10 protein-coding genes are annotated in these 15,512 nt (G+C 69.6%); 7 read left to right on the top strand and 3 right to left on the bottom strand.

Annotated features, from left to right (window positions below; translation table 11 throughout):
* Window positions 1–21: 21 nt before the first annotated feature.
* Entirely contained in the window at window positions 22–1,293 is a 1,272-nt protein-coding gene (locus Pta02_RS32670) for an ABC transporter substrate-binding protein (RefSeq protein ID WP_203878851.1), read from the bottom strand.
* Window positions 1,294–1,493: 200 nt separating this feature from the next.
* Between Pta02_RS32670 and Pta02_RS32665 the strand changes: the two genes are divergently transcribed.
* Window positions 1,494–2,516, top strand: coding sequence for a LacI family DNA-binding transcriptional regulator (locus Pta02_RS32665; RefSeq protein ID WP_203878850.1), 1,023 nt, complete (start codon window positions 1,494–1,496; stop codon window positions 2,514–2,516).
* A gap of 169 nt (window positions 2,517–2,685) precedes the next feature.
* On the opposite strand, the gene Pta02_RS32660 is transcribed toward Pta02_RS32665, so the two are convergent.
* Window positions 2,686–3,291 carry a DJ-1/PfpI family protein gene (locus Pta02_RS32660; RefSeq protein WP_203878849.1) on the bottom strand — a complete coding sequence of 202 codons (606 nt, stop codon included), beginning with the start codon at window positions 3,289–3,291 and terminating at the stop codon, window positions 2,686–2,688.
* 596 nt (window positions 3,292–3,887) lie between these two features.
* On the opposite strand from Pta02_RS32660, the gene Pta02_RS32655 reads away from it, so the two are divergent.
* Complete coding sequence (locus tag Pta02_RS32655) at window positions 3,888–4,376, top strand: CAP family protein (protein ID WP_203878848.1); 489 nt, start codon at window positions 3,888–3,890, stop codon at window positions 4,374–4,376.
* 278 nt (window positions 4,377–4,654) lie between these two features.
* Here the strand turns inward: Pta02_RS32655 and Pta02_RS32650 are convergent, their stop codons facing one another.
* Window positions 4,655–8,929 (bottom strand): discoidin domain-containing protein, encoded by a 4,275-nt coding sequence (locus tag Pta02_RS32650; protein WP_203878847.1) that lies wholly within the window; start codon window positions 8,927–8,929, stop codon window positions 4,655–4,657.
* 295 nt (window positions 8,930–9,224) lie between these two features.
* Between Pta02_RS32650 and Pta02_RS32645 the strand changes: the two genes are divergently transcribed.
* The 5 genes from Pta02_RS32645 (at window position 9,225) to Pta02_RS32625 (ending at window position 15,461) form a co-directional block, all read left to right on the top strand.
* Entirely contained in the window at window positions 9,225–10,214 is a 990-nt protein-coding gene (locus Pta02_RS32645; protein WP_203878846.1) for a LacI family DNA-binding transcriptional regulator, read from the top strand.
* A gap of 269 nt (window positions 10,215–10,483) precedes the next feature.
* The gene (locus Pta02_RS32640) at window positions 10,484–11,875 is read left to right on the top strand and encodes an extracellular solute-binding protein (protein WP_203878845.1); all 1,392 of its coding nucleotides are present in this window, start codon (window positions 10,484–10,486) and stop codon (window positions 11,873–11,875) included.
* Window positions 11,876–11,942: 67 nt separating this feature from the next.
* Window positions 11,943–12,878: a carbohydrate ABC transporter permease gene (locus Pta02_RS32635; protein WP_239131411.1), complete on the top strand. Its 936-nt coding sequence runs from the start codon at window positions 11,943–11,945 to the stop codon at window positions 12,876–12,878.
* Window positions 12,878–13,870, top strand: coding sequence for a carbohydrate ABC transporter permease (locus Pta02_RS32630; protein WP_203878844.1), 993 nt, complete (start codon window positions 12,878–12,880; stop codon window positions 13,868–13,870). Before Pta02_RS32635 ends, Pta02_RS32630 begins: the two co-directional genes overlap by 1 nt.
* A gap of 58 nt (window positions 13,871–13,928) precedes the next feature.
* The gene (locus Pta02_RS32625) at window positions 13,929–15,461 is read left to right on the top strand and encodes a glycoside hydrolase family 13 protein (RefSeq protein WP_203878843.1); all 1,533 of its coding nucleotides are present in this window, start codon (window positions 13,929–13,931) and stop codon (window positions 15,459–15,461) included.
* Window positions 15,462–15,512 lie beyond the last annotated feature (51 nt).

Raw genomic sequence — 15,512 nt, 5'->3', positions numbered from 1 at the left:
GGGGACCGGGTCGGCTGCCGGTCACTGCTGGAGTGACTTGGTGACCTCGGTGTTGAGCTGGGGCACCTTGGCCGGGTCCCCGAACACCGCCTCGCGGGCCAGGCGCAGCCACGGCCCCTGGGGGTCGTTGTAGGTCTGGCCGAAGCGCAGCGCGTACGGCGTCTGCCCCTTGGCGACCAGTGAGTTGATCAGCACCACGCGCGGGTCCTCGGCGGAGTACTTGTTGTCGGCCAGGTCGGTGCGCGCGACCACGTCCTTGTTCTTGGCCATGACCTCCACCTGCGCCTCGTCGGAGACCGTCCACGCCAGGAACTCCCAGGCCGCGTCCGCGTTCTTGGAGGTGGCGGAGACGCCGACCGAGTCGCCGCCGACGAAGGTGGACTCACCGCCGTCCGGGCCCGCGATCGGCGCGACGCCGATCTTCATGTCCTCGGGCATCGTGCCGAGCGTGGTCGAGGGCATGGGCATGACCCCGATCTCGCCCCTGGGGAAGAAACCGGTCCAGGTCGGCCCCTGCTCCTCCTTGGCGGTGGGCCCGGTGACGCCGTCGGCGTACAGGTCCCGGTAGACCTCGAAGACGTCGGTCATCGGGGGCCTGTCGTTGAAGGAGGTGGTGCCCTCGGCGTCCATCACCTGCCCGCCCGCGGCCCAGACCGAGGGCCAGAAGGTGAAGACGTAGCAGCCGCCGCAGTTGCCGCCGAAGAAGGTGCCGTGGACCTTGCCGTCCTTGCCGAGCTTCCGGTCGACGGCCCTCGCCTGCTCGGCGAACTCCTTCAGGGTGGCCGGGCCCTTCTCCGGGTCCAGCCCCGCCTTCTCGTACAGGTCCTTGTTCCAGAACCAGACCGACAGGTCCAGGGTGTGCGGCACCGTGTACGTCCTGCCGTCGAGCGTGCCGAGCTTCATGTGCGAGGGGGCCAGCTCGTCCTTGAACGGCAGAGCGCCCACCCGGTCGGTGATGTCCAGGAACAGGCCCTGCGAGGTGTAGTTCGGCACGAAGATCACATCGGCGGCGAAGACGTCCGGCAGCTGCCCGGCCCCGGCCGCGGCGGCGATGCGCGGCTGGTAGTTGTCGGTCGGGATGACGGTCAGTTTCACCTGGTTCTTGTGACCCTTGTTGTAGGCGGCGACGAGCCGCTCGCTCTGCGCCTGGGTCGCGGCGCGGGTCCACATCGTGATCGTGACGCCCCCGGTGGCGCCGGGAGCGGCTTGCTCCTCGGCTCCGCCGCAGGCGGAGGCAGTTGTTAGCGTTAACATCGCGAGCAGTGCGAGACGGATGCGCCAGCGTGGCTTCATGACCTCTCCTCCCGGCATCCCCCCGTGACGCGCGAAACAGAAATAAAAGGTTTTCGGAAACGTAAGAGAAACCGGGGGGCGTGTCAATGCCCCATGTTCCCGGCCCGCTTGCGCGCCGGTGAGAAGGGTGGTTAAGGTCCAGGCGGCGGCTTCCCGGCGCTGTTCGGCTGGGTGCGACTGAGAGAAAAGGGTTTCGCTCCATGACCGACAGGCGATCACGACCGGTGACCATCAGCGACGTGGCCGCGCTGGCGGGGGTGTCGATCGCCACCGCCTCCAAGGCGCTCAACGGGCGCGACCGGGTGCGGGCCGAGACGCGCCAGCGGGTGATCGAGGCGGCGGAGCGGCTCTCCTTCCGGCCCAACGCCCTGGCCAAGGGCCTGCTGTCCGGGCAGACCCGCACCGTCGGGCTGCTCACCAGCGACAGCGTCGGCAGGTTCGGCATCCCGGTCCTGCTCGGCGCGGAGGACGCCTTCGGCGCGGGGGAGATGGCGGTGCTGCTCTGCGACGCCCGCGGCGACGCGATCAGGGAGATCCACCACCTCCGCACGCTGCTGTCACGCCGGGTCGACGGCCTCATCGTGGTCGGGGAGAGCACGAACCCGAGGCCCTCCATCAGCCGCAACGTGCCCGTCCCGGTCGTCTACGCCTACGGTCCCTCCGGCGACCCCGACGACGTGTCGTTCGTCCCCGACGACGTGGGCGGGGCGATGCTGGCCGTACGGCACCTGCTGGCCATGGGCAGGCGCCGGATCGCCCACGTCACCGGCCCGATGGACTACAAGGCGGCCACCGACAGGGCCGAGGGGGCGCGCCTGGCGCTGGCCGAGGCCGGTCTCGCGCAGGCGGGCGAGACGCTCTACGGCGCGTGGTCGCAGCGCTGGGGGCGGCACGCGGCGGAACTGCTGCTGACGGCGGAGCCCGAGGTGGACGCGGTGTTCTGCGGCAGCGACCAGATCGCCGCGGGGTTCGTGGAGACGGCCAGGGAGCGCGGCCGGCGCGTACCGGGGGACGTGGCGGTGGTCGGCTACGACAACTGGGAGGTGCTGTCGGTCGAGACCCGCCCGGCGCTGACCAGCGTCGATCCCAACCTGGAACGCCTGGGCCACACCGCGGCCCAGCACCTGTTCGCGGCGATCGACGGCAGAGCGACGCCCGGTGTGCACGCGATGCCGTGCAGGCTGGTGGTGCGCGACTCCACGGCTCCTTCGGGCGGCTCGTGAGGGTCGCGTTCCCGGGTCCCATGGTTTCGGGGTCCGGCGTTTCCGAGGTCCGTGTTCCCGGGTCCCATGGTTTCGGGTCCCATGGTTTCGGGTCCTCTGTGAGGCCCGTGTTCCCGGGTTTCCGCGTGGTCGTACGGCGGAGCCGCGGATGCGGGGCCTTCCCCGGGCCTCAGTCCGGGAGCGGCTCGTCGGACAGGTAGGGCGGCGCGGGGTCGTACTGGATGAGGCGGCGGACGGCACGCGCGTGGTCGCGCCCGTGGAGCCGGCCGATCAGCCACAGGGCCATGTCGATCCCGGCCGACACGCCCTGGCTGGTGACCAGGTTCCCGTCGACGACGTACCGGGCGTCGCGGACCACGGTGATCTCGCCGCGGGCCTGCAGCCCGTCCTCGAACGAGCGGTGGGTGGCCACCCGGCGGCCGCGCGCCGGGCCCGCCTCGTGCAGCAGGAGCGCGCCGGTGCACACGCTGGTGACCCACGAGACCTCGGCGGAGGTCTTGGTGATCCACTCGATCACCGCGGGGTTGCCCGCCTCCCTGCGGGTCCCCGTACCGCCGGGCACCAGGAGCACGTCCAGCGGCGGATGGTCGTCGAGGGTGTGGTCGGGCAGGACCCGCATGCCCTTGTTGCAGCGTACGGGGCCGTCCTGCTCGGCGATCAGGACCGAGGTGTCGGCGCCGCCCCGCAGCGCCGAGGAGACGGTGAACACCTCCCACGGTCCGGTGAAGTCGAGCTCCTCGACGCCTTCGAAGATCAGCAGTCCGTATGTCGTCACGCGCACTCCCTCGTCGATCGCCTGCCCGGTGCTCCGGCGGCGTGGCGCCAGTGATCCACTTCTCCACGGTGCCGTCCCACCTGATATCCCGTCAACGGGAAGGAATGCCGCCAACCACAGGAAAAAGGACACGGGCTCGGGGAGTGCCCGGCGGAGCGTGTCCTTCCCACCCGTGGAGCGCGTCCACGGCGGGCCACGCGCTGCCCGCCCAGGCTGCGCCTCCCGACGGCCGAGTCCGCCTTCGGGGCTGGGGCGGCGACGGTGGAGGGGGTGAGATCGGTGGGCTGCCCGTCCGGGGTAAGGCGCAGCTCGGGTGGGCGACACCCGGCCCACCTCACCACCCTTCGCGGCTGTCATTCCGGTGTTGCGGACAGACTCGACCTCTGGATGGGAATGTCGTCAATTCTCCTGAATGATTTCTCTGCGCCATTTAATTGAATTAGGACATGCTGTCCGCTATTGGACAGAAGCGGGCCTGGTCAACGTCGGTGGGCGGCGGAGGATGAGGTGTGAGCGGCACAGCCGTCCCCCGCCGGATGTGAAGTCGCAGCGGTCATGATTCGGCAGGTATCACCAGCGCTGTCAGAGGATCTCTGATGACAGGAACTCGCCCTGCCCTGCCCGACACCACCACACCTGAGTTCCAGGCCGAAGCACTCGCCGAAGCCAACGCCTACCGGGCCAAGCACCACGCGCCTCCGCTGGTCATGGACCCGGAGCTCAACACCTACGCCAAGGAGCGGGCGTCCTCCCGCTCCGAGCAGGAAGGGCTCAAGGCCGGTCACACCGGCCTGCGCTCGCAGACGGGCGAGAACATCTTCTGGGGCGGCGACATGGAAGCGCTGCCCGGATCGAAAGCGGTCCAGGAGTGGTACAACGAGGTCAAGAACTACGACTTCGCCGCGGCCCAGTTCTCATCCGGCGCCGGCCACTTCACCCAGCTCGTCTGGAAGTCCAGCACAAAGGTCGGCATCGCACGGGTCTCGGGACAGGTCGGCGAATTCGTCGAGACGTACATCGTGTTCGTATTCGAGCCGCGCGGAAACATGCAAGGCGCTTTCGCGGAGAACGTCCTGAGCGCCTGACCGGCAGGGCGCCTGACCGGACACCGCCTGACCGGCAGGACGCCTGCCCGGGCATCGCACAACTGCGGCGACGGCTCTGACGACGTGGCCGGTGCAGGCTGATGGGGCCCGGCCTGCCCGAGGCGCAGCCCGGGCGGGCAACGCTTGACCGGCTGCGGACGCGCCCCACGGGTGGGCAGGACGTGCTCCGCCGGGCACCCCTGCCGTCTTTCGCGGTACGGCGGGCGCACCACCCGGTGCGCCCGCCGTACCCGCTCCTGACCCGAGGCCGTGCCCGGCTAGTCGTTGACCGTGATGGTGAAGGTGGACGTCGTGTTCCTGATGTCCTGGGCGTTGCCGCTCATCCGCAGGTTGTCGAAGACGGCCGAGCCCACCGCCGGGCCCTGGCCGGCCTCGGGCATCTCGTTGGCCCAGATCCCGAACCCGGACTTGGCGTCGTAGGCGTCACCGCTCTTGCGGGCGCCGGTGATCGAGACGTTGGTGAACACGGTGTCCTTGACCGGGTTCTGCGGCCGGCCTCCCACGTAGTTGGTCTGGAACATGATGCCGTGGTACGTCGGGTCGACGATGTCCACATTGCTCACCCGGATGCCCTGGAACACCTTCGAGGCGGAGAAGACCCAGATGCCGGGGAAGGTCTGGGAGCCCCAGAAGTGGCCGCCGGCCCGGACGATCGAGATGTTGTCGAACCGGGTGGGCGGGTCGGCGCCGAAGCCGTTCATCGGATAGCCGAAGTCGAGCGAGCTGATCGTGATGCCGGAGTACACCAGCGTGTCGGCGATGTGGATGTTGCGGAAGACGTTGTCGTACCCGCCGTAGACCGCGACGCCGGCGGCCCGCCAGGTCAGGATCGAGGTCAGGTTCTCGTAGACGTTGCCCTTGACGTCACCGCCGCCCGCGTCGATGGCGGAGAACAGCGCGAAGCTGTCGTCGCCGCTGGCCCGCGACTCGTTGTTGCCGACCAGGTTGCCGGTGCTGCCGTTGGTCATGTTGATCGCGTCGGCGAAGGTGTTCCGGATGCGCGAGTTCTTGATCGTCATCCGGTCGGTGTTGGCGCCCCAGTAGAGGCAGACCATGTGCTCGGCCCAGACGTCGTCGATGGTGATGTCCGCGACGTTGGCGAAGTCGAACACCTTGCCGGGGCCGTCGATGCGGGAGGTGTAGTTGCCGAAGTAGGCGAAGCCCGCGAACGTCGAGCCGTTGGCCGAGGCCTCGGCGCGGAAGCCGACGTCGGTGTTGTCCTGCGTGGCGGGTGCGTGGAACCTCGTGTACCAGGGCCCGGCTCCGACGATCCTCACCGGCTTGCCGTACACCTGGAACTTGTTCGAGGTCTGGTAGTCGCCGGGCGGCAGGTAGACGCCCAGCCATCCCGACTCCATCCGGGCCCGGTCCAGGGCGTTCTGCACGTCCTGGTGGGTGAGGCCGGTCGGCGTGACGTAGCGGGCCGGGTCGGGGTTGGCGACCGGCGCGACCTGCTCGGTGTTGACGAAGTCGATCGCGTACGTGGTGGTGTTGGCCGCGTCCTTCTGCAGCCTGATCCTGCTTCCGGCCGGGACGGTCGTGTCGAGCATCATGTTGGCCTCGTCGTAGATGTGACGCGGCCCGCCCGAACCGGGGGAGTTGCCGGGACTCGTCTCGTTGCCGTACAGCCAGGCGTACCGGGAGGTCAGGTTGATCGCCTTGTGGAAGGCGCCGTCGACGTAGACGTTGAGCGTGGAGGTGATCCCGCCGCCGCCCGGCGCGTCCGGGATGGAGAAGCGGGTGACCAGGGTGTTGGTCGGCGCCTTGGTGGTGAACTCGACGTAGGAGCCGGTGGTGTTCAGCGTCACCGCCTTGCGCCCGGACGCCTCGCCCGCCAGGTCGCCGACGGTCCGGTTCGGGCCGACGACCTGTGCGCCGCCGCCGACGGAGCCGTCCTCGGCCTCGTACATGTCGTAGGGCATGTTCGCGCCCCGGCCGACGAACAACGGGACCGTGCTGACGTTGTTGCCCCGTTTGACCGGCAGCTCATCGGCGTCGGCGGCCAGTTCCGTCCGGACGGTGTACCGGCCGTTGGCGGCGGTCCACGTGCCGAGGTTCACCGGCGCGGTGGTGGCGCCCGCGTTGATCGTGCCGTTGTGGGAGCCGGTCAGCGTGCGCACGACGGTTCCGGCGTCGTTGAGCACGGTCAGCGTGATGCCGTGCGCGCCGCTCGCCGAGGCGGCGTTGCCCTGGTTCTTGATCGCCACCGAGAACATGACGGCGGTGCCGTTGGCGGGGTTGCCCGGCGTCCAGCTCACCGGCGAGGCGATGAGGTCGGAGCTGTCGACCGGCCGGACGGTCAGCGGGGAGGAGGCGGTGAGTTCGTTGTTCAGGTCGTTCTGCTCGATGACCGCGTTGGCCTCGTCCACCTTGGCCGTGACCGGGTAGGAGCCCGCATTCCGCGCGCCGACGTCCGCCGGGACGGTCGCGGACGCGCCCGTCGCCAGCGCCGCCACCGGAGCGGTGCCGACCTTGGTCCCGCCGAGGTAGAAGTTCACCTCGGTGGCGCCCGAGGCCCGGGTGCCGGAGTTGCGCACGGTGGCCTGGAGCCTGATCGTGTCGGTCTCCACCGGGGAGGAGGGCGTCCAGGTCAGCGCGGTGATCATGAGGTCGGGGTTGGGCGCAGGGGTGCCGATCACCTGGAGCTCGGCGACCTGCCCGCCGCTCGATCCGGTGTTGGAGGTGATCTTGAGCTGGACGTCGGCCGTGTCGGCGGTGACGGGGATCGTCACCGTGTTCCCACCGGCCGGGTCGAAGGAGTACGGCGCCGCCGCCTTCAGCGTGGTGAACGCCGAGGCGCCCTGCTCGCGGCCCAGGACCTCGATGGTCTGGGTACGGGCGCCCCAGACGGCGTCCGGGTTGAGCTTGACCACGACCGAGGTGATGCTCGCGTTCGCGCCCAGCCTCACCGTCAGCGTGTTCGGGTAGGCGCCGGGCGCGGCCTCCCAGTAGGTGGCCGTGCTGTTGTCGTTGGCGTTGGCCGCGACGAAGGTGTGGACGTACGACGAGGCGCTGATCGGCTTGCCGACGGCCAGGTTCGAGCCGCCGCCGCTGCCGGTGCGGGTGACGGCGTTGCTGCCGGCCGACTGGTTGCCCGCCGCGTCCTTCGCCCTGACCCGGTAGGTGACGGTGGCGCCCGCGGGCTGGGTGTCGGTGTAGGTCAGGACGTCGCCCGCGACGCTGCCCCGCAGGACGTCGCCGGCGTAGACGTCGTAGCCGGTGACGCGGACGTCGTCGGTGGAGGCGGTCCAGGTGAGCCGGATCTGCCCGGGAGCGGGTTCGGTGTAGGCCAGGTTGCCCGGTGCGGTGGGCGCCTGGGTGTCACCCGTGTCGCCCCTCCTGGTCACCGTGTCGCTGGCGGCGGACTGGTTGCCCGCGGCGTCCCTGGCCTTGACGTGGTAGGTGACGGTGGCGCCCGCGGGCTGGGTGTCGGTGTAGGTCAGGACGCCGCCCGCCACGCTCGTGCGCAGGACGTCGCCCGCGTAGACGTCATAGGCGGTGACACCGGTGTCGTCGGTGGAGGCGGTCCAGGTGAGCCGGATCTGCCCGGGAGCGGGTTCGGTGTAGGCCAGGTTGCCCGGCGCGGTGGGCGCCTGGGTGTCGCCGCCGGCGGTGCCGTACACCTCGAACTCCGCGATCTGGGCGGCGGGCCAGGCGGTGTTGGCGGTGAAGCGCAGCCGCAGGTGGCGGGTGGTGACGGCGTTGAAGGTGATCGTGGCCGCCGGCTCGAAACGGTGCGCGGCCGAGGCGACGACGGTGGAGAAGGACGTGCCGTCGGTACTGCCCTGCACCTCCAGGGTCTGCGTGCGGGCCTCCCAGCCCGCCGGGATCTTCAGCACGAGCCGGTTCACCCGTACGGCGGAGCCCAGGTCCACCTGGAGCCACTGCGGGAAGGCGTTGCCGGCGCTCTCCCAGTAGGTGGACTGGTTGCCGTCACCGGCGTTGGCCGCCACGTAGGTCTGCGTGGAACTGCCGGCGGTCATCGGCCTGCCCTGGGCGAGGTTGCCCGAGGAGCCCGTCGCGCCGTACGCCTCCAGCTCGGCGACCTGCGCGGCGGGCCAGCCGGTGTTGGCCGTCACGTTCAGCCGGACGTAACGGGCCTGGGCGGCGGGGAAGTCCACCGTGACGGTGTTGCCGGAGCCGGGGCTGAAGGCGTGGGCGGCCGAACCGGCGAGCGTCGTGTAGGACGTGCCGTCGGCGCTGCCCTGCACGGCGAAGGTCTGCGTGCGGGCCTCCCAGCTCGGCGGGAGCTTCACCACGACCTGGTCGACGCTCGTGGAGGCGCCCAGGTCGACCCGGACCCACTGCGGGAAGGCGTTGTTCGGGCCCTCCCAGTAGGTGGACTGGTTGCCGTCGTTGACGTTGCCGGGCGTGTAGGGGCCGTTGGAGGCGCTGGCGGCGGCGGGTCTGCCCGCGGCCAGGTTGGGTCCGCCGGCGGCGGAGGCGGGGGAGACCGGTCCGGCGGTGACGGTCAGGACGATCACGGCCAGGATGGCGACCAGTCGTGAGAGCGCTGTGTGGGGGGTTCTCATCCGTTCCTCTGTCTCGTTCGCAGAACGACGGGGACATGACTCGGCACTCGTGTGATCTCAACTGCTCCCGGTAAGGGCAGCTGGCCGAACCGTAAGATGGCAAGCAGATATCGGCAATATTTCGACTGAATTTCGCAAGACGTATGGTGGGATGCGGCATGAGGGGAGGCTGCGTCATCGCTGGCGGGAGGGCCGTTAGCGGGCGGAAAACCTGTTTCGTGCTGCGTAACGGGTTGACGTTCGATCAGCGCAAGTGTGTGCAAATGGTTGCGCTGTTTGTCGTATAGTTTGCGGCATGACGCGACGACTTGCAGAGGTGGCCAAGAAGGTCGGGGTGAGCGAGGCGACGGTCAGCCGCGTGCTCAACGGAAAGCCCGGCGTGTCCGAGGCGACCCGCGAGGCCGTGCTGACAGCCCTCGACGTGCTCGGCTACGAGCGCCCCACCCAGCTGCGCGGCGACCGGGCCCGGCTGGTCGGCCTGGTCCTGCCCGAGCTGCAGAACCCGATCTTCCCGGCCTTCGCGGAGGTCGTCGGCGGCGCGCTGGCCCAGCAGGGCTTCACCTCGGTGCTGTGCACCCGGACCGTGGGCGGGGTCTCCGAGGCCGACTACGTCGACCTGCTCCTGCAGCAGCAGGTCTCGGGCGTGGTCTTCGCCGGCGGCCTGTACGCCCAGGGCGACGCCTCCCACGAGCACTACGAGCTGCTGCGGGAGCGCAAACTCCCCACGGTGCTGGTCAACGCGGCCGTCGAGCACCTGGGCTTCCCCCAGGTCTCCTGCGACGACGTGGTGGCCGCGGAGATGGCGGTCGGGCACCTGAGGGCGCTGGGCCACGAGCGCATCGGCATGGTGCTCGGCCCCAGGGACCACATGCCCTCGCGCCGCAAGCTGGAGACGTTCCTGGCCTCGGGCGGCGATCCGGCGCTCGTCGAGCACACGATGTTCTCCCTCGAAGGGGGGCACGCGACGGCGGCCAGGCTGCTGCGCAAGGGGGTCACCGGCGTGGTGTGCGCCAGCGACCTGCTCGCGCTCGGCGCGGTGCGGGCGGCCCGCCGGTCGGGGCTGTCGGTCCCCGCCGACGTCTCGGTCATCGGCTACGACGACTCGGCGCTGATGAACTGCACCGAGCCGCCGCTGACCACGGTGCGCCAGCCGATCGACGCGATGGGGCGGGCGGCGGTGGACCTGCTGACGGCGCTGATCGACAAGGCGGTGGTCCCGGCCGACGAGCTGCTCTTCGAGCCGGAGCTGGTGGTGCGCGCCTCCACGGCGCGGCCCTCGCTCTGACGGGGCTCCCGCCCTGATCGGGCCCTCGCTCTGATCGGGCCCGCCGCCCGCGAGGGGGTGACACGGTGATCGTGTCACCCCCTCTTCGTGTTGTCGGACATGTGTCAGGCCCACGCCGTACCAGCATGTCACGTAACTCAGTCGTTATATTGCAATTCTCTGTCGAAACATTGCAGAGATGTGTCGTGGAGCCTATCGTGAGGGCCACGCCGGAGCGGATCGCCCGTCTCACTCCGCCGGCGTCCATCCGCATCAGAAGGGTCAGCTCCATGACGAGATCCGGCTATCGCAGAACCGCGGGACTGCTGCTCGCGACCGCCCTCGGCCTCACGGCGTCGGCGTGCGGCACCGACGAGGCGCCCGCCGGGGACAACGCCAAGCCCACGGCCGAAGGCGCCGCCGCCGGGCCGGTGTCGATCACCGTCAACTGCATGCCGCCGAAGACGAACAAGGCGCAGCGCGCGACCTTCCAGGAAGACCTCGACGCGTTCCAGAAGCTCAACCCGAACATCAAGATCGAGAAGGCCACCGACGCCTTCCCGTGCTACGAGCCGCGCACGTTCGAGGCCAAGCTGGCCGGCGGCCAGCTGGAGACCGTCTTCTACGTGAACTTCCCCAACGTCGGGCGCCTGATGGAGAGCGGCCAGGCCGCCGACCTGACCCCCTACGTCGGCGAGCTGAAGACCTTCAAGGACTACAACGCCTCCATCGACATCTTCAAGAAGGACGGCAAGATCTACGGCCTGCCCACCGACGGGTACGGCATGGGCCTGGTCTACAACCGCGAGGTCTTCACCAAGGCCGGGCTCGACCCGAACAACCCGCCCAAGACCTGGGCCGACGTGCAGGCCGCGGCCAAGAAGATCGCCGCCCTCGGCCCCGGCTACGTGGGCTTCGGCGAGTACAGCGGCAACAACGTCGGCGGCTGGCACTTCACCGCCTCCCTCTACGGCCGCGGCGGCGACGTGCTCACCCCCGACGGCAAGAAGGCCGCCTTCAACACCCCCGAGGGCCAGGCCGTGCTGGAGAACCTCAAGCAGATGCGCTGGACCGACAACAGCATGGGGTCCAAGCTCTACATCGACTGGCCCGCCCTGATGAAGGCCATGGCCGGCGGCAAGATGGGCATGATGCTCGGCGCCCCCGACGTGCTGATCGGGCTGCGCAACGACTTCCAGGCGAAGTTCGAGAACTACCAGGTCACCTCCCTGCCCGAGGCCAAGGCGCTGTTCAACGGCGGCGCCGGCTACATGATCAACCCCAAGGCCACGCCCGAGCAGATCAAGGCCGGCCTGAAGTGGATCGAGTACGAGTTCCTCACCCCGGGCAAGGGCCAGCTCGACTACGTGCGGGCCAAGGGCGCCAACCTCACCGTCGGCCAGCCCTACCCCGACCTGTACGGCGCCGACACGCCCTCCGGCCAGGAGGTCCTGAAGCTGCGCACCGAGAACGCCAACGTCGACCCCGCGCAGTTCGCGCTCTGGGTCGAGGGCTCCAAGGGCATCGCGCCGAAGGCCGAGCCGGGGCCGTACGCCCAGGAGATCTACGCGATCCTCGACACCCCGATGTCCGCGGTGCTGACCAGGCAGGACGCCGACATCGCCAAGCTGCTCTCCGACGCCGAGGCGAAGGTCAACGCCCTGCTGGAGAAGAAGGGCTGACCCCGCAGGGGCCGGGGGCGGCGGCGGGACCGCCGCCCCCGGCCATCATGTCGAGATCGGAAAACGGATGACTGCAACCAGCATGCGCCTCTCGCGGAGCCCGCGGGGATCACGGGGGCGGCCCGCGACCAAGCGGCGGCGCGAGGTGCGGCGGAACATCACCGCCTACGGATTCCTCTGCGGGGCACTGATCTGCTTCGCGTTCTTCTCCTGGTACCCCATGATCTGGGAGGTCGTGCTCAGCTTCCAGCAGACGAACTTCGTCGACCCGCCGATCTGGGTGGGGCTGGAGAACTTCGTCACGGTCTTCCAGGACGCGGCGTTCGGCCCCGCCTGGAAGAACACGGTGATGTTCACCGTGCTCGCCCTGGTCTTCGGGTACGGCGTGCCGTTCGTCATCGCGCTCGTCCTCAACGAGCTGCGCCACGCGCGGGCCTATCTGCGCTTCGTCGTCTATGTGCCGGTGATGCTGCCCCCGGCCGTCGGCGTGCTGCTGTTCCAGTGGTTCTACGAGCCGGAGTACGGGCTGTTCAACCAGGTCCTCGGCTTCTTCGGGCTGTCCGGCCTGGACTGGCTGAACTCCACCGACACCGCGCTCATCTCCCTGGTCATCGTCTCCACCTGGATGAACCTCGGCACCGGCACGCTGATCTATCTCGCCGCGCTGCAGACGATCCCCGGTGAGCTGTACGAGGCCGCGGAGCTGGACGGCGCGGGGATCTTCAAGCGGATCTGGCACGTCACGATCCCGCAGACCAAGCTGATCCTGCTGGTCATGCTGCTGCTGCAGATCGTGGCGACCATGCAGGTCTTCATCGAGCCCTTCCTGCTCACCGGCGGCGGCCCGGAGAACGCCACGGTCAGCGTCGTCTACCTCATGTACCAGTACGCCTTCAACTTCGGCAACATCAACGGCGGCAACGCGCTCGGCGTCATGCTGATGATCGTTCTGATGGTCTTCTCCGCCATCTACCTGCGCGTCTCGCGGGAGGACAAGCGCTGATGTCGAACCTCACCGTCATCCCCGAGTCGCCGAAGCGGCCCGGCAGGAGCGGGCCGCCCGCCTCGGCGGCCGCCCGCCCGGAGCGGAGGGCCCGGCGGACGCCGCGGAAGATCCGGCAGGAGTTCCGCACCGTCGTCTCCCCGCACCAGCTCAACTCCCGCCACGGCCGGGTGATCTACTGGATCGTCCTGGTCACGGTGGTGGTGAGCTTCACCGCGGCCTTCGTCTTCCCGCTGTACTGGATGGTCACCGGGGCGATGAAGACCACCGAGGACCTGGTGCAGATCCCGCCGACGTTCCTGCCGCCGCGGTTCACGCTCGACGCCTACGCCGAGGCGTGGGAGCTGATGGACCTGAGCCTGCTGCTGGGCAACACCGCCCTGTACGCCGGCGGGGCGTGGCTGTTCACACTGGCGATCGACGTCACCGCCGCCTACGCCCTGTCCAAGCTCCGGCCGGTCCTCGGCAAGCTGGTCCTGGCGCTGATGCTGGCCACGCTCATGATCCCGCCGATGGTGATCATGCTGCCCGCCTACCTGACGGTCAAGGACCTGCCGCTGCTGGGCTGGGACCTGCTCAACACGCCGTGGGCGATCTGGCTGCCGGCGGCGGCCAACGGGTTCAACATCTTCCTGCTCAAGCGCTTCTTCGACTCGATCCCGCGTGAGCTGCTGGAGGCCGCCGAGATCGACGGCGCGGGCCCCGTCCGCATCCTGTGGTCGATCGTGATCCCGGTCTCCCGACCGATCCTGGGCGTGGTCTCCATCCTGACCGTGGTCGCGGTGTGGCGGGACTTCGTCTGGCCGCTGCTGGTGCTGACCGACAGCGAGAAGATGTCGGTGAGCATCGGCATCGCGAGCCTGTCGTCGCAGATGCCGCAGAACGTGCTCATCGCCTCGCTCGTGATCGCGAGCCTGCCGACCATCGTCGTGTTCTTCCTGTTCCAGCGTCACATCATGGCCGGCCTGACCGCCGGAAGCCTCAAGGGCTGATATCTCCAGCCGATCGCTACAGATCAGCCCTTACCTACAGCAAGGAGTTGTGTTCAGCATGCCGGAAACGTGGTGGCGGGGGGCCGCGATCTACCAGGTCTACCTGCGTAGCTTCGCCGACGGAAACGGTGACGGGATCGGGGACCTGGCCGGCCTGCGCACACGTCTGCCGTACCTGGCGGACCTCGGAGTGAACGCGGTCTGGCTCAACCCGTGGTACCCCTCCCCGATGGCCGACGGCGGGTACGACGTGGCCGACTACCGGGACATCGAGCCGGTCTTCGGCACGCTCGCCGAGGCGGAGGAGTTCATCCGGGAGGCCCACGGCCTGGGCATCAAGGTGATCATCGATGTGGTGCCCAACCACAGCTCCACCGCGAGCGCGTGGTTCCGGGAGGCGCTGGCCGCCGGGCCGGGGTCGCCGGCCCGGGAGCGGTTCTGGTTCCGCGACGAGCCGGGCGACTGGAAGTCCATCTTCGGCGGGCCCGCCTGGACCCAGGTGCCCGACGGGCAGTGGTACCTGCACCTGTTCGACCCCGGGCAGCCCGACTTCAACTGGACCAACCCCGAGGTGCACGCCGAGTTCCACGACGTGCTGCGCTTCTGGTTCGACCGGGGCGTGGACGGCATCCGCATCGACTCGGCCGCGGTGCTGGTCAAGGACTTCGACGGCGGCGACCCCGACGGCTACACCGACCTGGACGAGGTCCACGAGATCTACCGGGGCTGGCGCCGGCTGTCCGACGAGTACGACGAGCGCGTCCTCGTCGGCGAGGTCTGGTTCCCCGACCAGGAGCGCTTCGCCCGCTACCTGCGCCCGGACGAGCTGCACACCGCCTTCAACTTCGACTTCCTGGCCTGCCCCTGGGAGCCCGCCGCGCTGCGCCGCTCGATCGAGCAGACCCTCGACACGCACATCCCGCTCGGCGCCCCGCCCACCTGGGTGCTGTCCAACCACGACGTCGCGCGGGTGGCGACCCGGTACGGCAGGGCCGACACCTCCTGGGACCACGGCGACCGCCGCGACGGCGTCCCCTCCGACCTGGAGCTCGGCCACCGCCGGGCTCGGGCCGCCGCGCTGCTGGCCATGGCCCTGCCCGGCAGCGTCTACGTCTACCAGGGCGAGGAGCTGGGCCTGCCCGAGGTCGACGACATCCCCGACGAACTGCGCGAGGACCCGATGTGGACCCGCTCGGGGCACACCGTGCCGGGCCGCGACGGCTGCCGGGTGCCGCTGCCCTGGTCGGGGGAGGAGCCGCCGTTCGGCTTCGGCTCGGGCGAGCCGTGGCTGCCGCAGCCGGAGGACTGGCGCAAGCTCACCGTCGAGGCCCAGACCGCGGACCTGGGCTCGACGCTCAACCTCTACCGCGCCGGACTGCGCATCCGCCGGGAGCGGCTCGGCGACGGCGCGCTCATCTGGCTGGACCTCGGTCCCGAGGTGCTCGCCTTCACCCGCGAGTCGGGGCTGACCTGCGTGGTCAACCTCGGCGCCGACGCCGTACGGCTGCCGCCGCACGAGCGGGTCCTGCTGTCCAGCGGCCCGCTCGACGGCGCCGACCTGCCCTCCGACACCGCCGTCTGGCTCGGCTGACCCTCCGCGGGAGAACCCCGGGCAGGACGACCGGCACGGCCGGACACGGTG

The organism is Paraplanobispora takensis, assembly GCF_016863195.1.
Classification (GTDB): Bacteria; Actinomycetota; Actinomycetes; order Streptosporangiales; family Streptosporangiaceae; genus Planobispora; species Planobispora takensis.
Note: the sequence above shows the minus strand (reverse complement) of the source record. Positions and strands in the feature narration are given on the sequence as shown.